The organism is Deltaproteobacteria bacterium, from assembly GCA_016218975.1.
Taxonomy (GTDB): domain Bacteria; phylum Desulfobacterota; class Deferrimicrobia; order Deferrimicrobiales; family Deferrimicrobiaceae; genus JAENIX01.
In genome coordinates this window covers 1-18,396 of sequence record JACRCO010000088.1, presented here as the reverse complement: position 1 = coordinate 18,396, position 18,396 = coordinate 1, and the positions used below count along the sequence as shown (strand labels likewise).

At 62.2% G+C, this 18,396-nt stretch carries 15 protein-coding genes and 1 tRNA gene; 15 read left to right on the top strand and 1 reads right to left on the bottom strand.

Translation table 11 applies throughout. The annotated features are described in order from the left end of the window. Positions 1-29: 29 nt before the first annotated feature. From HY896_12865 to dinB, 12 genes are all read left to right on the top strand, one after another. Positions 30-1,211, top strand: coding sequence for a CoA transferase (locus tag HY896_12865; protein MBI5577236.1), 1,182 nt, complete (start codon positions 30-32; stop codon positions 1,209-1,211). A gap of 238 nt (positions 1,212-1,449) precedes the next feature. Further along, positions 1,450-2,526, top strand: a complete 1,077-nt coding sequence (pdhA, locus tag HY896_12860) for a pyruvate dehydrogenase (acetyl-transferring) E1 component subunit alpha (protein MBI5577235.1) — start codon at positions 1,450-1,452, stop codon at positions 2,524-2,526. 4 nt (positions 2,527-2,530) lie between these two features. Beyond that, positions 2,531-3,505 (top strand): alpha-ketoacid dehydrogenase subunit beta, encoded by a 975-nt coding sequence (locus HY896_12855; GenBank protein ID MBI5577234.1) that lies wholly within the window; start codon positions 2,531-2,533, stop codon positions 3,503-3,505. A 38-nt stretch (positions 3,506-3,543) separates the two neighbouring features. Beyond that, on the top strand, positions 3,544-4,983 hold the full coding sequence (locus HY896_12850; GenBank protein MBI5577233.1) for an aldehyde dehydrogenase family protein: 1,440 nt from the start codon (positions 3,544-3,546) through the stop codon (positions 4,981-4,983). Positions 4,984-5,083: 100 nt separating this feature from the next. Next, complete coding sequence (locus HY896_12845; GenBank protein ID MBI5577232.1) at positions 5,084-6,259, top strand: 2-oxo acid dehydrogenase subunit E2; 1,176 nt, start codon at positions 5,084-5,086, stop codon at positions 6,257-6,259. Positions 6,260-6,266: 7 nt separating this feature from the next. Next, complete coding sequence (gene lpdA / locus HY896_12840; protein MBI5577231.1) at positions 6,267-7,637, top strand: dihydrolipoyl dehydrogenase; 1,371 nt, start codon at positions 6,267-6,269, stop codon at positions 7,635-7,637. Positions 7,638-7,653: 16 nt separating this feature from the next. After that, on the top strand, positions 7,654-8,625 hold the full coding sequence (locus tag HY896_12835; GenBank protein ID MBI5577230.1) for a thiamine pyrophosphate-dependent dehydrogenase E1 component subunit alpha: 972 nt from the start codon (positions 7,654-7,656) through the stop codon (positions 8,623-8,625). Beyond that, entirely contained in the window at positions 8,626-9,600 is a 975-nt protein-coding gene (locus HY896_12830; protein MBI5577229.1) for an alpha-ketoacid dehydrogenase subunit beta, read from the top strand. Between the two features lie 20 nt (positions 9,601-9,620). After that, positions 9,621-10,949, top strand: coding sequence for a 2-oxo acid dehydrogenase subunit E2 (locus HY896_12825; protein MBI5577228.1), 1,329 nt, complete (start codon positions 9,621-9,623; stop codon positions 10,947-10,949). Positions 10,950-11,007: 58 nt separating this feature from the next. After that, complete coding sequence (gene lipB, locus HY896_12820) at positions 11,008-11,634, top strand: lipoyl(octanoyl) transferase LipB (GenBank protein MBI5577227.1); 627 nt, start codon at positions 11,008-11,010, stop codon at positions 11,632-11,634. Then, positions 11,631-12,488, top strand: a complete 858-nt coding sequence (gene lipA / locus HY896_12815; GenBank protein ID MBI5577226.1) for a lipoyl synthase — start codon at positions 11,631-11,633, stop codon at positions 12,486-12,488. Before lipB ends, lipA begins: the two co-directional genes overlap by 4 nt. A 31-nt stretch (positions 12,489-12,519) precedes the next feature. Continuing rightward, positions 12,520-13,749 (top strand): DNA polymerase IV, encoded by a 1,230-nt coding sequence (gene dinB / locus HY896_12810; GenBank protein ID MBI5577225.1) that lies wholly within the window; start codon positions 12,520-12,522, stop codon positions 13,747-13,749. A 58-nt stretch (positions 13,750-13,807) separates the two neighbouring features. Here the strand turns inward: dinB and HY896_12805 are convergent, their stop codons facing one another. Beyond that, entirely contained in the window at positions 13,808-15,640 is a 1,833-nt protein-coding gene (locus tag HY896_12805; protein ID MBI5577224.1) for a NapC/NirT family cytochrome c, read from the bottom strand. A 142-nt stretch (positions 15,641-15,782) separates the two neighbouring features. Here HY896_12805 and HY896_12800 point away from each other — a divergent pair. The 3 genes from HY896_12800 (at position 15,783) to HY896_12790 (ending at position 17,696) form a co-directional block, all read left to right on the top strand. Then, positions 15,783-15,868, top strand: a tRNA-Leu gene (locus HY896_12800). Positions 15,869-16,430: 562 nt separating this feature from the next. Then, complete coding sequence (locus HY896_12795) at positions 16,431-16,688, top strand: hypothetical protein (GenBank protein MBI5577223.1); 258 nt, start codon at positions 16,431-16,433, stop codon at positions 16,686-16,688. A gap of 819 nt (positions 16,689-17,507) precedes the next feature. After that, entirely contained in the window at positions 17,508-17,696 is a 189-nt protein-coding gene (locus HY896_12790; protein ID MBI5577222.1) for a hypothetical protein, read from the top strand. The last annotated feature ends 700 nt before the right edge of the window (positions 17,697-18,396 follow it).

Genomic DNA, 18,396 nt, shown 5'->3' with positions numbered 1-18,396 from the left:
ACAAGAATCAGCCGGGGGGAGACGAAGGGATGTCGATGCTTGCCGGTATCCGCGTTCTGGACCTGTCGTTGCAGCTGCCCGGCCCATTTTGCACCATGGTGATGGCCGATCACGGAGCGGACGTGATCAAGGTGGACGAGCCGAACCCCCGGGCGCGCAATCCGCACTCCAGGGAGGAAGCGGGAACCTCTCCCGCCGACCGGTACCTGAATCGGGGGAAGCGGAGCCTGACGCTTAACCTCAAATCGGTCGAGGGAAAGGAGATCTTTCGAAAACTGGCCGCTGATGCCGATGTCGTCATGGAAGGGTTCCGGCCGGGCGTTGCCGCCCGGCTCGGCGTGGACTACGAAACCCTGTCGGCGCTGAATCCGAAACTCGTGTATTGCTCTCTGTCGGGATACGGCCAGACAGGCCCGCTTCGCAGCGTCGCGGGGCATGACATCAATTACATTTCCTATGCGGGCGTTCTCGGGCTGTGCGGCAGGAAGGACGGTCCGCCTGCGATTCCCCCGGTGCAGATCGGCGATCTGTTCGGAGGAGCGATGATGTCGCTGTCGGGGATATTGATGGCGCTGCACGCCCGGCAGCGCACCGGACGGGGGAGATGGCTGGACCTTTCGATGACCGACGGAGCCATGGCCATGCTGTCGATCCACGCCGCCGACCTTTTGACGGGAGGAAGCGAGCCCGAACGCGGCGCGATGAACTACACCGGAAAATACGTCTGCTACGAAACGTACCGGTGCGCCGACGGCCGGTACGTGAGCGTCGGCCCCCTGGAAGGGTGGTTTTGGGAAAGGATGTTGAAGGCGCTTCGCCGCGAGGACCTTCTCGGGTCGCAATATGCCGAGGGGGCTGAAGCGGAACGAACACGCGACGATCTTTCGAAGGTCTTCGGGTCGAAAGGCAGGGACGAATGGGTGGAATTCTTCCGGGAGCACGACATCTGTCTTTCTCCGGTGCTGTCTCTGTCGGAGGCGCTTTCCCACCCCAATGCAGCCGCCCGTCGGATGGTTATAGATGTGGAATCGCCTCTGGGCGGTAAAGAGCGGCAGCTTGGGCTGCCGATCAAGGTTGCCGGTGAAGAGGATGCTGCCCCTCGCAGAGCGCCCATGCTTGGCGAGCACGATGAGGCGATTCTTTTGGGAATTGGGTATAATGAGGCGCAAATAAAGGATTTTCAGTCAAAGGGCGTTATCAGGAGCAGGTGAGCCTGGATGCCGCGGAGAAAAGAACCGATCGTTATACGGATCCCGAAGGTCAAGGAGAGGGGAGTCATGCCGAAACCATCCAGGGCCATCCCCGACCCGAAGAAAACGGCGGAAAAGGGCGCGTGACGGAAGAAGGTTACGCCGGAAGAAGAGGAGGAATGAATCCTGCTCCCGCTTGACTCATCGGAATAGAAGGAGCGCGGTAAATCGTCGGTTCGGTTTAGCGATGGAGGCCGGCATGGATCAGCAGCTGACGGTGGCGCTTCGCGACGACGGATCGGTCGATCCCGGACTTGATCCCGGGCTCGACGGCGAAACCCTCCGGTTCCTGTTTCGCAAAATGGTGTTCCTCCGCGCCCTGGACGAGAAGGCGCTCAATCTCCAGAGGGCGGGACGTATCGGTTTTTACATCGGCGCCGCGGGGCAGGAGGCGTCGGAAATAGGCTCGGGCTTCGCCCTTAAGCCCGGGGACTGGGTGTTTCCCTCCTACAGGGACCAGGGCGTCGCCCTGCTTCACGGATATCCGCTTTCCTCGCTTATTGCGCAGCTTTTCGGCAACCGGCTGGACGCGACCAAGGGTAGGCAGATGCCGAATCATTGGTGCGACCGATCCAGGCGCATCGTATCTGTTTCATCCCCGGTGGCTACCCAGCTACCGCAGGCGGTGGGGGCGGCCTATGCCGCCAAAATGCGAGGGGAGAAGGACGCCTTCATCGCCTACTTCGGCGACGGCGGAAGCTCCACGGGCGAATTTCACGTGGCAATGAACTTCGCCGGCGTATTCCGGACTCCGAATGTCTTTTTCTGCAGCAACAACCAGTACGCGATATCCGTTCCCGTATCGAGGCAGACCGCAACCGGCTCGATCGCGGCGAAAGCCGCGGCCTACGGATTTCGCGGCATCCGGGTGGACGGGAACGACGTCCTCGCGGTGTACAGGGTGACCCTGGACGCCCTGGAGCTGGCGCGAGGGGGAGGCGGCCCCACGCTGATCGAAGCGGTGACCTACAGGATGGGCGCTCACTCCACATCGGACGACCCGACCCGCTACCGGTCCGCCGAGGAGGTGGAAGCGTGGCGGAAGAAGGACCCCGTAGCCAGGTTCGCATCCCATCTCCGGAGTCTCGGCCTCCTGGACGACGCGTTCGAGGAAACAATCGCCGAAGAAGCGAGGGAGGAAGTCCGGCGGGCGGTCGCGGAGTGCGAATCCGCACCCCCCGTCCCCCCGGAAAGCATGGTGGAGGACGTCTACGCCGAGATGCCGTGGCATCTGTCGGAGCAGCGTGAATGGCTCCGGCAACCCGGCGGGAGGTGATGCAATGGCGACGATGACGTTCGTCCAGGCGATCCACGATGCGCTTGCCGTGGAGATGGAGCGCGATCCCCGGGTCGTCCTCCTCGGAGAGGACATCGGGAAGAACGGCGGAGTGTTCCGCGCCACGGAAGGGCTGTGGGCGCGGTTCGGACCGGCCCGGGTGATCGACACGCCGCTTGCGGAGGCGGGAATCGTGGGGATGGCCATCGGCATGGCGCTGAACGGTCTCCGCCCGGTCGCGGAGATCCAGTTCGCGGATTTCATCTATCCGGCCTTCGACCAGATCGTGTCGGAGCTGGCCAAGTTCCGGTACCGCTCCGCGGGACAATTTCCCGCGCCGGTCGTAGTCAGGACCCCCTCGGGCGGAGGGATCAAGGGGGGGCACTACCATTCGCAGAGCCCCGAGGCGTACTTCATCCACACCGCGGGACTCAAGGTCGCGATGCCGTCGACGCCCGCGGACGGCAAGGGAATGCTTGCCGCGGCGATGCGCGATCCCGATCCCGTGATCTTTCTCGAACCGAAAGCGCTTTACCGGACCGTCAAGGGGGACGTGCCCGAAGGGGACTTCGTCGTGCCGCTCGGGAAGGCGCGGAGCGTCCGATCCGGTGAAGACGTATCCCTGATTACCTACGGCGCGACGGTGCATGTGGCCGAAGAGGCGGCGGCGATTGCGGCGGAGGAAGGAATCGGGGTGGACGTGATCGATCTTCGGACCCTCTGGCCCCTGGACATCGATGCGGTTGTGCAATCGGTGGAATTGACAGGGCGCGCGGTCGTCCTTCACGAAGCGCCCCGTACGTGCGGGTTCGGCGCGGAACTCGCTGCATTGATCCAGGAAAAGGCGTTCCTGCACCTTAAGGCCCCCGTCCAGCGGGTGACCGGCTTCGATACGCCGTTCCCGTATGCGCTGGAAAAACTCTATATCCCCGATGCGCGCAGGGTCCTTGACGCGGTCCGGGCAGCGATGAATTTCTGACAGGGAAAAAACCGACGGTGAAAAGGAGGAGCGAGACCATGGCGGGAGAAGTCGCGGCGAAGCCTTACCGTCTGTTTATCGCCGGCAAGTGGACGGACGGCAAGGATAAGATGACTGTCATCGACAAGTACACCGGAGAGGCGATCGGCGAGGTGCCGGTTGCCACGCGGGAAATGGTGGGGCAGGCGATCGGCGCCGCCCGGGATGCGTTCCCGGGGTGGTCGAAGACACCGGCCCACCGCCGGTTCAGGATACTGGAGAAAGCGGCGAATCTTCTGGCGAAGCGCCAGGAGGAAATCGCGTCGACCATATGCCGGGAGGCGGGAAAGGCCTGGAAATATTCCATGGGAGAGGTCGCCCGCGCGGTGGAAACGTTCCAGTTCTCGGCCGAAGAGGCGAAGCGGGTCCACGGAGAAACGGTGCCGATGGATGCCAGCACCGCCGGAGAGGGCAGGGTCGGGTTCTACCTGCGCTGCCCTGTCGGTGTCGTGGCGGCGATCACGCCGTTCAACTTCCCCTTGAACCTCGTGGCGCACAAGGTGGGACCGGGGCTCGCCGCGGGTAACACCATGGTCCTCAAGCCCGCCTCCACCACTCCCCTGACCGCCATCCTGCTCGGTGAAATACTGGAGGAGGCGGGGGTCCCCGCGGGAGCCTTCAACGTGGTCGTCGGATCCGGGGGGACCGTCGGAGACTGGATAGTTACCGATCCGCGGGTCGGGAAGATCTCCTTTACCGGGAGCCCTCCCGTCGGCGAGGCGATCCTGAAGAAAGCGGGCCTTAAAAAGGTAACGATGGAATTGGGGAACAACTCCGGGACGATAGTCGAGCCGGACGCGAACCTCGACGACGCGGTCCCGCGGTGCGTCGTCAGCGCTTTCGCCAACTCGGGGCAGGTCTGCATATCCCTCCAGCGGCTCTACCTCCACAAGGCGATCGCCGGAGAGTTCACGAAGAGGTTCGTCGAGGCTACGAAGAGGCTTAAAGTCTGCAACCCGCTGGAGAAGGATTGCGACGTCGGGCCCATGATCGACGAGGGGGAGGCGAAGAGGGCTGAGTCGTGGATCGGGGAAGCGGTCGCCGAGGGTGCGAAGGTCCTCGTCGGGGGAAACCGCGTGGGCCGGGTCATGTACCCCACGATCCTTGCAGGCGTTCGCGCCGAGATGAAAGTAATGTGCCAGGAGGCGTTCGCTCCGCTGGTCTCGCTTTACGAATACGAATCGTTCGAGGACGCGGTGCGGATGGTGGAGGATTCCCCGTACGGCCTCCAGGCGGGCGTCTACACGAACGACCTGCGGAAGGCGATGCACGCGATCGAGCGGATCAACGTCGGCGGAGTCATGATCAACGACACATCGATCTTCCGGGTCGACCACATGCCGTACGGGGGGAACAAGATGAGCGGACTGGGGCGGGAAGGAGTCCGGTTCGCCGTGGAAGAGATGACCAATATCAAGATGGTCATGATCAAGCCCTGAAAATCCGCAATATTTTGAAGCGGATTTCCGCCAGGGGTCATCCGTATGTTGGAATATGGAGTTCGGAACGGTAGCGGATCCTTCGTGAAGAGGTGCCCGTATGGCGTTTGAGCTCCGGCTTCCCGACGTAGGAGAAGGGGTTGCCGAGGGGGAAATCGTCCGCTGGCTTGTCGCCGAAGGGGCCGCCGTCCGGGAGGACGATCTCCTGGTCGAGGTTTTGACCGACAAGGCCAATATCGAGATTCCCTCGCCCGTGAAGGGCGTTTTGTCCCGGATACTCGCCCGGCCCGGCCGGATAGTGAAAGTGGGCGAGGTCATCGCCCTCATCGAAACGGAGGCGGAGGCGGCCCGGCCGTCCGTTCCGGAGAAGTCCGCCGAACCGCCATCTGCAACCGTGCATCCGGCGGCGCCAGCCGGGCATCCCCCCCATGAAGGTGACGTGCTCGCCACCCCGGCCGTACGGAAACTGGCGAAAGACCTCGGGGTGGATCTCTCGCGGATTTCCGGCACCGGCCCGTCCGGCCGCGTAACGGAAGACGATATCCGGAAAGCAGCAGCGGCGTCCGCTCCCGGCGGCGGCCCGGAAGGGCGGGAGGATCGCATTCCCTTCCGGGGAAGGCGCAAGATGGCGGCGAGGAAAATGGTCTTATCCAAGACCACTGTACCGCATGCGCTCCTCGTCGACGAAGCGGATGCCACGAATCTCCTGGCGATGCGGGGATCGTTGCGCGAGATAGGGGAGCGCGAAGGGGTGAAGATCACGGTGCTGCCGTTCATCATCCAGGCGGTCGTGACCGCCCTGCGGACCCATCCCGCCATGAACGCTTCTCTCGACGAGGAACGCGGCGAAATCGTGCGGAAAAAGGAGTACAACATGGGAATGGCGGTGGACGCCGAGAGCGGGCTTGTCGTTCCCGTCATCCGCGACGCGGGAGAGAAAACCATCGTGGAACTGGCCCGCGAAATAGAGCGGCTGGCGGAGGCCGCCCGTGCCGAAAAGCTCTCCCTCTCCGACGTCACGGGAAGCACATTCACCGTGACGAGCGTCGGTTCGATCGGCGGCTTGTTCAGCTATCCGGTGATAAACGTGCCGGAGGCGGCCATTCTCGGCGTGCACAAGATCGTGCGAAGGCCCGTCGTGCGCGAAGGAGAGGTCGTTGCGCGCGACATGATGTACTTGAGCCTTTCCTTCGATCACCGGTTGATCGACGGGGGTACGGCCACGCGGTTCATGAACGACGTTATCCGGCTGCTCGAAGCGCCGGCGCCGGAGTGAGGGTGCGATGAAGCGTTTCGATCTGGTGGTGATCGGCGCGGGGCCCGGCGGGTACGTGGCCGCAATCCGCGGGGCGCAGCTCGGGATGCGGGTAGCGGTGGTGGAACGGGACCGCCCCGGCGGCGTTTGCGTCAACCTGGGATGCATCCCTTCCAAGGCCATACTCAAGTGCGCCTGCCTCTACCAGGATATGGCGAACGCCGCAGCGTACGGGATCTCCTGCCGGGGGCTCTCGGCGGATTTCGGGGAAGTGATCCGGCGAAGCCGAAAGGTGGCGGAGCGGATGTCCCGCGGAGTCTCATTCCTTTTCCGGAAAAACGGCATCGAGCTCTTCGCGGGAAACGCGACGATCGCATCTCCCACGACGGTGCGCGTCGGCGGCGACGAATTGGAGACGGGGCGCATCCTGGTCGCAACGGGCACGGCGGTGAAGGGTTTGCCGGGGATCGAGCCCGACGGGAAGAACATCCTCACCAGCGACGATGCGCTCATCCAGGAAACGCTTCCACGGTCCGTGACCGTCCTGGGCGGCGGCGCCGTGGGCGTGGAATTCGCTTACATCTACCGCACCTTCGGGGCCGAGGTGACCGTCGTCGAAATGATGGACCAGCTTCTGCCGCGCGTCGACCGGGAGGTGGCTGTCGAACTGGCGAAATCGTTCCGGAAGCAGGGGATCCGCGTGTTGACGTCCGCCTCGGCGAAAGGGATCGACGATGCGAGCGGCGCGCTTGCGGTTTCCGCCGGCGGGGCGGAGGAAAAGCTCCCGGCGGACAAGATCCTGGTCGCGGTGGGACGAAAGCCGCTCACGGAAGGACTGGGGCTTGAAGCCTGCGGGGTGGAGCTGGACCGCGGATTCATAAAGGTGGACTCTGCGTTCCGGACCGCGTGCCCGTCCATCCATGCCATAGGCGACGTGATCGGAGGGATGCTGCTCGCCCACGAGGCGTCCGCCGAAGGAGCGGCGGCCGTGGAGATGATGGCCGGGATGGGGGCGAAGAGGCCCGACCCCGACAGGATTCCCTCGTGCATCTACTGCAGGCCCGAGGTTGCGACGATCGGGCTGTCGGAGGAGGAGGCGCGGCGCCGCGGCATGGCGGTGAAAACATCCAAGTTCCCGTTCTCGGCGCTTGGCCGGTCGGTCGCGTCCGGCCACACCGAAGGTTTCGTCAAGATGGTCGCGGAGGAGAGGTACGGCGAAGTGGTCGGCTGCCATATCATCGGGGACGGAGCGCCGGATCTCATATCGGAAATATCCCTCGCGCGGACGGTCGAGGCCACGTTCCGCGAGATAGGCAGGACGGTGCATCCTCATCCGACGCTGCCGGAGGCTATACGGGAAGCGGCCCTGATGCTGGGCGGCGAAGCGATCGATATTTAAGGAGGCGAAAAGAGGCATGACCGAGCAGAAGGAGCGGGAACTCTATTTCTGGCTTCGCCTCATCCGGGAGTACGAGGACAGGATATCCACGCTGGACAAGCAGGGGAAGATCCAGGGGGGTATATATTCCGGCAAGGGGCAGGAGGCCATCGTGGTCGGGATCTGCCACGATCTTCGGCCGGACGACTGGATCTTCCCCCTGCACCGCGACCTCGGCGCGTTCCTCGTGAAAGGGGCCGACCCGAAAAGGTTGATGGCCCAGATCTTCGGCAGGAGGGACGGGTTCGCCAAGGGGAAGGATTCCTTCCTTCACGGGGGAGACTTCTCGCACTGCATCTTCGGCGCGACCTCGATGCTGGGCTCGACGCTTCCGGTCGCGGTCGGAACCGCCTACAAGTTCAGGATAAAGAAGGAGGACCGGGTGGCGATCGCCTTCTTCGGCGAGGGGGCAAGCTCCCGGGGCGACGTCCACGAAGCGATGAACTTCGCGGGTATCTACAAGCTGCCCGTGGTCTTCGTGTGCGAAAACAATTTCTACGCATATTCCACCCCTAACGAGCTCCAGTTCGCGGTCGAGGACGTGGCGGACAGGGGACCCGGATACGGGTTCAGGGGGGATGTCTGCTCCGGGAACGACCTGCATTCGGTGATGAAGGCGGCGAAAAAGGCGATCGACCGGGCAAGGAACGGTGAAGGTCCGACCTTCCTGGAGTGCAAGACCTACCGGTACCACGGCCACTCGGAGCACGACGGGGCGGCATACCGCAGCGAGGAAGAGCTGATCACCTGGGAGAGCCGCGATCCCATCGAGCGCTGGGAGGTCTACATGGGGAAACGGAAGTACGACGTCGCCGCCATCCGCGCGGAGACGACGGAACGGGTGAAGAAGGTCGTCGACGAGGCCCTGGCGTTCGCGGAGGCGAGCCCGTGGCCGGAGGGCACGGAAGCGATGGAGGACCTCTACGCGACGCCGGTCGAGGAGGATTGAATGCCTGCCACCTACATACAGGCGATCAACCAGGCGATGCACGAGGAGATGGCGCGGGACGAAAACGTTCTGCTGCTCGGCGAAGACGTCGGAGTCCTTGGCGGAGCCTTCAAGGCGACGGACGGGCTCCTTGCGAAGTTCGGCAAGGAGCGCGTTGTGGACACTCCCATCGCCGAGTCGCTCATTGTCGGCGCGGGGGTCGGCCTTGCCATCCAGGGGATGCGTCCGATACTCGAGATGCAGTTCATCGACTTCATCTCGTGCGGCTTCGACCAGATCGTGAACATGGCGGCCACTCTCAGGTACAGGCACGGCGGGCAGACCGCCTGTCCCATCGTGGTGCGGGGGCCGTGCGGCGGCGGGGTTCACGGCGGGATCTACCACTCCCAGAACCCGGAGGCATGGTTCTTCCACGTCCCGGGCCTGAAGATCGTGGCTCCCGCGACGGCGTACGACGCGAAAGGGCTGCTGAAAAGCGCCATCCGCGACGACGACCCCGTCATTTACCTGGAGCACAAGTTCCTCTACCGGAGAATCAAGGAAGACCTCCCCGATTCGGAATACCTCGTGCCCATCGGGAAAGCGGCCCTGAGGAAGGAGGGGAGGGACCTGACCGCAATCTCGTACGGATCTCCCGTCCACGCGGTGATCAAGGCGGCAAGGGACATGGCCGGGGAGATAGACATCGAGGTGATAGACCTGCGGACCCTTCTGCCGCTCGACTGGGCGACCATCCGCGCATCGGTGGCGAAGACCGGGAAAGCGCTCATCGTGCACGAAGCGCGGCGGACCGGCGGAATCGGGGGGGAGATAGCCGCCCGCATCGCCGAGGAGTTGTTCGAATACCTGGACGGGCCGGTCCTGCGTGTCGCATCCATGGACACCCACAACGCCTTCGCGGCGCCGATGGAGGAGTACATCCTGCCGAACCAGGAAAAGATAGCCGAGGCGATACGGAAGCTCGCTTCCTACTGAAGTCGAAAGGGGATCGCGAAATGCGCGTCGACGTGGTCATGCCCCAGCTCGGGGAAAGCGTGGTGGAAGGAGTGATCGCCAAGTGGCTGGTCAAGGCGGGGGACACGGTCGCGAAGGATCAGGCGCTCGTCGAGATTTCGACCGACAAGGTGGACGCGGAGATCCCTTCTCCGGTTGCCGGAACGATCGTTGAAATACTGGCGAAGGAAGGCGACACCGTGCCGATCCTCGCCGCCATCGCGAGGATCGAGACCGAAGCGGCCGCCGCCGCGCCTCCTCCCCAGGCTCCGCCGGAGAGGGCCCCATGGGATGAAGAGACGGAGGGCTTCCCCGGCGCGATGGCCCGCAAGACCGGTCCGCCTCTTCCGCAGCCGCCCCGGGTCGAACCCGGCGCCCCACCTCCGCCCCAGCCGCCGTCCGGCCCTCCCCGGATGCGGATTTCCCCCGTAGTGGCCCGGATTGCCGCCGAGCACGGCATCGACATCACGAAATTATCCGGGACCGGGATCGACGGACGTGTGACGAAAAAGGACCTCGAGGATTATCTCGCAGGAAAACCCCCCGCCGTCCGGCCGCCGCAGGAGAAACCGGCCGTTCCTTCGCCGCCGGAGGCCCGCGCTCCCCGCCCCGCGGAAGCCGAAAAGCCCGTCGCCACGGCAGCCGGGGAGGACCAGGTCATCCCGTTCACGCCGATACGCAAGAGGATCGCCGAGCACATGGTGATGAGCAAGCGCACATCGCCGCACGTGCACACGGTCGCCGAGGTGGACATGCACCTGGTGGTCGCCTTCCGCGAGGCGAAAAGGAATGAGGGGGTGTCGCTGACGTTCCTTCCTTTCGTGATTTACGCGGCCGCAAGGGCGCTCAAGGAATTCCCGGTAATGAACGCTTCGGTGGCAGGAGAATCCTCCGTCCTGCACAAGTCCATCCACATCGGTGTGGCGGTCGACACGGACCGCGGGCTCGTCGTACCGGTAATCCGCGATGCGGACAGGAAGAGCCTCGTGGAGATCGGCGGCGCCGTCGAGGATTTCGCATCCCGCTCGAAGGCTCACAGGATCATGCCGGACGAAATGGCCGGCGGGACGTTCACCGTCACCAACCCGGGGCCGAAGGGGAATCTCTTCGGGACGCCGATCATCAACCAGCCGCAGGTCGGCATCCTGCGGATCGGCCAGATCGTGAAGCGGCCCGTCGTCGTGGAGGCGGACGGAGAGGAAGCGATCGTCATACGGCCGATGATGTACCTTACGCTGGGGTACGACCACCGTATCATCGACGGCGTGATCGGAAACGGGTTCCTGTACCGCGTTCGTGAGATACTTGAAGGGGGTGAGTATTCCCTTTAGCCCGTATCCGCCGCCGCAGCAGAAGCATGGTGAGAAATGCGGTCTATGGAAGGGGAGGATGGAATCGTCCTGGCTCGGACACCTGGAATACCGCAAGGCGCTGCAGGTGCAAATGGAATGCGTCGAGATGCGGGCTTCCGGCGAAATCCCCGACACCCTCCTTCTCCTGACGCACCCGCATGTCTACACGATCGGCCGGGTCGGCAGCGAGAGCAACCTGCTGGTTTCCGCCGAAACCCTGAACCGCGAGGGGATTTCCGTCGAACGGGTTTCCCGCGGCGGGGACATAACGTATCACGGGCCGGGACAGCTGGTCGGATACCCGATAGTCCGGCTGTCGAAACCCGATGTCCACCGGTTCGTCCGCGGCGTCGAAGGTGCGTTGATCGAGGCGCTGTCGGAATTCGGCATTCGAGGTCGCCGCATCGAAGGACTGACGGGAGTATGGGTGGAGGACAGGAAAATCGCGTCGATCGGGATCGGCGTGCGAAGATGGGTCACCTACCACGGATTCGCACTTAACGTGGATACCGACCTTTCCTATTTCCGGCGGATCCACCTGTGCGGATTGAAAGGGCGCGAGGCGACTTCCATAAGGGACGTGGCCGGAAGGGATCTGCCCATGGATACGATCCGGCAGTCGGTTGCTTTCGCCTGCGAAAAACACCTGCGGGGATTTTCATGAAAGCCCCCATCCCTCCCCAGCGTCCCCCGTGGCTCAAGGTGCGCGCCCCGTCGGGCGAGAAAGTGGAGAAGGTCGCCGAGGTGCTGCGCCGTTACGGTCTGCGCACAGTGTGCCGGGACGCGCGATGCCCCAACATGGGCGAGTGCTGGGAGGAAGGGACCGCCACGGTGCTCATACTGGGGGAGGCGTGCACGCGCGCATGCGCCTTCTGCAGCGTGGGGGCGGGCATCCCCGCGCCACCGGATCCGTACGAACCGGGAAGAGTCGCGTGGGCGGCGGTGGAACTGGGGTGGAAGCACATAGTCGTGACTTCCGTTTCGCGCGACGATCTTCCGGACGGCGGAGCGTCCCAGTTCGTGGCCGTTGTGAAGGAGATCCGGACACGGGCGCCCGATTCCGCCGTAGAGCTCCTGATCCCCGATTTCGGCGGAAACTGGGATGCCCTGAGGAAAGTGATATCGGCGCGGCCGAACGTCCTTGGCCACAACATGGAGACCGTTCCCCGCCTCTACCCGGAGTTTCGCAAGGGAGCGGTATACGTCCGGTCTCTGGAGCTTCTTGCAAGGGCGCACATGATGTCCCCGCGAATGGAATTGAAGTCGGGGCTGATGGTGGGGCTCGGCGAGACCCGCGAAGAGGTGTACTCCGTCCTGGAGGACCTCCATGCCGCGGGGGCCCGCTCCGTCACGCTGGGCCAGTACCTTCCGCCGTCCAGGAACCATCCGCCGGCGAAGGAATACCTGCCGATAGAAGCGTTTCGCGATTATGCCGAGACGGCGAAAAAAATGGGGTTCTCACGAGTAGCGTCGGGCCCGCTAGTGCGCAGCTCCTACAAGGCGGGGACCGACATGTGAAAGGCCAGGTCCTCCCGTGATTCCCTCCCGCCTGCGCCGCATAATCCACCTGGACCTGGACGCATTCTACGCTTCCGTAGAGACCCTGGACGATCCTTCCCTGAAAGGGAAACCGGTCATCGTCGGCGGCAGCGAGAGGAGGGGGGTCGTCTGCGCCGCTTCCTACGAAGCGAGGAAATTCGGGGTCCATTCGGCCCAGCCCACGGCGACCGCCAGGCGTCTGTGCCCGCAAGGCATCTTTCTTTCGCTGCGCATGGAACGATACAAGGAGTTTTCCGGCATGGTGTTCGACGTCTACCGGAGATTCACCCCTCTCGTCGAGGCCCTTTCCATAGACGAGGCGTTCCTGGACGTGACGGACTCAGTCCGCCTGTTCGGAACGCCGGTGGAAATCGCAGGGAAGATCCGCTCATCCGTCCGCGAGGAGACGGGGCTCACCGTCTCGGCGGGCGTCGCATCCAACAAGCTGCTTGCGAAGATAGCCTCCGACATGAACAAGCCCGACGGCCTCACCGTCGTCCCTTCCGGAAAGGAAAAGGCGTTCCTTGCGCCCCTCCCGGTGGAAAAGCTCTGGGGAGTGGGGAAGGTCACCGGGGAGGCGTTTCACCGGATGGGCGTCCGGACCATAGGAGAGTTGAGCCGCATCCCGAGGGAGACGCTTGCAAGGAAGTTCGGAATGCACGGCGCACAGTTGCACTTGCTGGCCCAGGGAATCGACGACCGCGAGGTGGAACCGGAGGTTGAAGCGAAATCCGTGGGGCACGAGGAAACGTACCCGGAAGACCTGGTCGACATCGGGTCCATTGAAAATGAGCTGTTTTCCCTCGCAACACGGGTAGCATCACGGTTGCGGCGCCATGAAGCGAAAGGTAAAACGATCACGCTGAAGGTGAAGTACTGCGATTTTACCCTCGTCACGCGTAGCGTGACGAGGGACCGGGCGACCGACGACGGGGCAGAAATCTACCGGAGCGTCCTGCCGCTGCTCGGAAAGACCGAGGCGGGGAAACGGCCGGTACGGCTGCTCGGCATTTCACTTTCCCGGCTTTCGGGAGACGAGGAGAACAGGTCCGGCGGCAAGCATGAACAACTGACCCTCTTCGGCGGACCGCAGGGGGGAAGAGACGGCTCGAGCCGGCAGGAGTCTGCGCCGCCGCAACCTTCGAGTGAAAAGAAGGAAAAGCTCAACCGGGCGGTGGACAGGATCCGGGAGAAGTTCGGAGACAAGGGGATCCGCCCCGCGAAACTTCTCGACCGTTAGAGAGCGGGCAAGCTCCTTCCCGCTGCACGCATCATCCCCCTGTCCCCGTATCGCCCGTCTATTTCTTCTTCCCCCGGAAATCGTGGCACTTCGTGCAGACCCCGGCGGCCTTGTTGTGTTCCTTCATGTCGCTGTGGCATTCGAGGCAAAGCTCCCGCCCCTTGATCGACCATGAATGAGGCTTGTGGCAATCCGTGCACGCGGACTCCGAATGCCCCCCCTTCTGATGCAGGCCCGAAATGGAATCGTGGCAGTCCTTGCACTCGGCGACGGGCTTGGCCTCGAAACCCTTGGTGTGGCACTCGGCGCACTTCATCGACTTCATCATCGGCGCCTTCGCGTCGATCTTGTGGCACTCGGCGCAATCCGCAGGCGGGCGATATCCCGCAGAGTGGCAACGGTTGCACAGTATCCGGCTATGCTTGCCGGCCAGCTCGATCGGGTGCCATGACATCTTGCTCGCGGTTACGACGGTTCCTATGGGCATGAGCTGCGACCGCGCGGGCTGCGTATGGCAGACGCTGCACTCCATGGTCAGGACTTTCCCGGTTTTCGAGACGTGACGGCCGTCGTGGCATCGGAAGCAACCGGGCCAGTTCCGGTGCCCGATGTTGGACGGGTAAGTCTTCCAGTTGACCTTCATTTCCGGGAAGACGCTTCGGTTGTATATCGACACGGCGGTGGAGACGGCCCTTTCGATATCCGCGGCGCGAGTCTTGTAGACGGCCGGGTAACGCTTCGCGTAGAAATCCCCGATCTCCGACAAGATCCCTTCGCGGGCCTTTTCCTGCGAGGGATATTCTCGGACGAGGGCGTCCACCACCACTTTCTTGACCCAGGGCAGCGTGCGCGATATCAGTCCCGTAGTCATCGCGCGGTCCACCGCCGTCTCGGGCGGGTCGAAGTTGTGCGTCGGCCTGTTGTGGCAGTCCATGCAGTCCATTTCGTCCCTGGGCAGCGAGCGGAGCTGCTCCTCGGTCCCCTTGTAATCGAGGCTCGTGTACTCCTCCACGCGTCCGCCTGTATGGCGAACCTCGATGCGCGGGATCTCCTGCTTCTGCCGGTCGATGGCCACGTACTGGACCTTGTTCTCGATGAGCATGTGCCAGTGGATCCCGGCGGTTCCGCCCAACGCCGAACTGCCGCCGCCCGTTTTGACCCCGATGCTGATCTGCTCGGGCGTGTTCTTCTCGTCGTATCGGAAATGCGGGATCTGCATGAGCTGGGTCCCGAAGAACTTCGCGGGCCAGTGGCACTCCTCGCACGTCTCGCGGGCCGGGCGCAGGTTTTCGATGGGCGTTGGGATCGGAGTCGGATAACTCTTCATGAGGACGGCAAGGACCTGCCGCGCGCCGGACAGCTTGGCCTTCACGTACCAGGACGCGCCGTGCCCGACGTGGCAGTCCACGCAGCTTACCTTTGCATGAGGCGACGCCTTGTACGCCTCGTATTCGGGCTTCATCACCGTGTGGCAGAGCGTTCCGCAGAACGAGACGGACTCGGAGTAAAGGAAGGCGTTGTAGGTTATGAACGCCATCAGGATGGCGAGGAACGTCCCGCCCATAACGATATAGCTGAACCATCTGCGGTGGACGGGGTCGTTCAGGTCCACGCGCGGGTATGGAAGCGCCTCGTCGGTCTGCGCCCGCCGCCGCCTGATGCTCTCCCTCCGCATGCCGTACAGGAAGAGAATCGCGCCCACCGAGAATATGGCGGGGAACACCATGTAAGTGAATATCCCGATGTATGGGCTCGGGCGTTTCATGCTGATGTCGAGGGCGAACGCAAATACCATCAACAGGACGCTGCCCGCCGAGATCAGGGCTCCGAAGAAACTGACGGTGTTGCGGTAAAGACCGGTGTGCTTCACTTCATTTCCGTTCGTGTCCATCTGGGAAATACCCTCCCCCCCGGGAAAAGGATAATTAGAAAGGATAATGCGCCGGGACGGATTTTGGAAGCATGTTGTGCATCCATATCTACCGGCTATTGATTTTCGTGTGCAGGGCGGATAACATTATTTTTCCTCGCGTGCCGAAGTGGTGGAACCTGGTAGACACGCCATCTTGAGGGGGTGGTGGGGAAACCCGTGGGGGTTCGAGTCCCCCCTTCGGCACCAGAAAATGTCATGGGAGCTCGGCTTGAAACCGAGGCTCCCTTTTTCATTTTCTGGTGCTTATGGGGACTCGAACTCCAAGGCGCCGCCGAGCGAGAAGCGAGGAAAAGCCGCCATGGATGGCGGCGTCAGGCGCCGCGGCCGCCGGCGGAGCGAGGGCATGGATGCCCGAGCGCGAGCCGGTCGAGTCCCCCCTTCGGCACCAGTCGAAACTTTGAAGGCGCTCAGCGAAGAGTTGGGCGCCTTTTTTTTCGACTGGTGCTCTGCGGGGACTCGAACTCCAAGGCGCCGGCGACCGAAAAGGGAGGAAAAGCGGCCACGGATGGCCGCGTCAGGCGCCGCGGCCGCCGGCGGAGCGAGGGCATGGATGCCCGAGCGCGAGCCGGTCGAGTCCCCCCTTCGGCACCATCGCCGGGCGGGGACACTCCTCTCCCGCATCCCGGAATAAGAAAGTGCAGGAATGTCCCCGATGATGGCTTCGCGCCAGGTTCCCTTTATTAGTAATAACGGGCCGACTGGCTCAAAAGTGGCTCGCGGATGCTTTCTTTGAGAGGATTCCGCGCTCGTGATCTTGGCAGGGACAAACCTCCATATCCTGGCCGTCCGCTGTCAGAACGAGGACGCGTTCGGCCAGCTCATGGAGGCTGAGGTCGTCGACAGACTTCGCGTCTCCTGCGTCCGTCTGCTCTCCTTGGTCGCCGTTCCGGATGAGCGCGTCGTGAGCAAAGTCCTCTTCAGCCCCGTTGTCCTTGAGTCGGAGGTGAGAGAGCACAACGGGATGGGGTTTGGACCGATGGCCGTTCCACCTTCGCTCCAAGACTAAGGGAATCGGCTCCCGGGCTTGTGGAGGAAATGGTTTGTCCGAATGCCGAGCGCGGTGTGCTCGTTCGTGGTTGTGCTGGGCCATCACGACTATTACCCTCGATTTGAGTTCAAGCGGGCCTTGGAATATGGCGTGCGGTGCCGGTTGGGAGGAAGTGCCAGACAAAGGCCTTCATGATCATCGTCAACAAAGAGGGGGCGATTCCCGAAGAGTGAGTCTTCGTCCAATACCGGGAACGGCTCAACGAGGCGGAATAAATCAACAATAGGTTTACGTTCACCAGATAATTCGGGAACTTCTTGTCATAATGCTCGTCTAAACGACAGGAAGGCAAGGCTCTGCGAGGATGGGGGAACCACGAATCGGCCGAGATGGGGTATAGCTTGTTCACCAGGGATTCTTAGCCGTGCCTCACCGTACGCCTCGGGCTATTTTTTGGCCAGATGGGCAAACGTGCGGGATACCATAATAAATTGCCTCTTGACGACCGAGACAGGACCGTGTATCAAGGTGTTGTGGGAACCCATGGGGCGTCGTACTATATATGGAGTCTCCCTGCTATGTCCTGCGAAGAGACAGTCTTCCTTCCGAAGCCTCGCACCTGTGCATTATTCGATTCATGAACGAATGATTGCTAAACGGACGCAGTCCGGGCACACTCTTACCGAAGTGTAAGAGTGTCTTCCGGTTGAAGAAAAAGTTGCCAACGCCGATAAATTGTGTTATGCGTGGCGCTCCCGACTGGCGGAAGGCATCCTGATACTGCGAAGGGTCGCGACAGGGCATCGGTTTGAAGTGGAAAGGTGGAAAGGAGGAGGGATGAAGTCCGGTACGAAGAGGAAAAAGAAGAAACCCATCTCCCCGAAGGATCTCCAAAAATTGTGGGAAGACGTCGACTTGGCGCACGTTTGGACTCAACTGGTTCAGAACGTTTCTAAGGACGTCGATGCCTACGAGCATGCTCGTGCTAAGTCGCGGGAGGCGGCCGCGCACCAGGTGCTTCTGTAACTAAGAATCAAACCCAAGGCTCGGAAAGGGGTCAAAAGCCGCTGGCTTCAGGTTGAGAGCCAGCGGCTTTTTCTTACCATGAAGAAGGCTTTTAGGATAACCGAATTCGCCACACAAGAATTCGATCGGCGCCTAGTAAATGCCGTATTACCATACAGCGGTAATCTAACGCCAATAGTAACTATTTTGAATCAGCTCAAGAGTCCTCCTCTGAATTGCAAATCGGCTGTTTTCGAAGAGGACTACGTTGACAAGGACTACCAGGACGAATTTGCCGCATTCTACAGCAAATCATTCAAGCGGTATCCGCATCGCTGTATTCGCATCCATTTTTTTTCGCGCGCCATTCCGCCACGGACGCGTATCGGGTTTTCGAAGTATAGGAAGAGTTATCTTGGATTTGTGATCTTGAGACCTACCGACCTCCAGCGGGTCGGGCGGACGATTTTGACGCCACCGATACAGTCTCTAAGTAGCCAGTTCATCACCTGCAAGGCCACATTCCCGGCACACATTTTCGGCGAGAGGTTTGATGTCAACGCCATGCCGTTTATCCAGCAGTGGAGTTCCCCCGGTTTGGTGGACGGTTGAGCACTTGAGTCTCAAGCGTTGACGGCATGTTGTCTTTCGTACTCCATGGGAGAGAGATTTCCCGCCCCGGAGTGACGGCGATGCGGATTGTACCACCCTTCCAGAAATT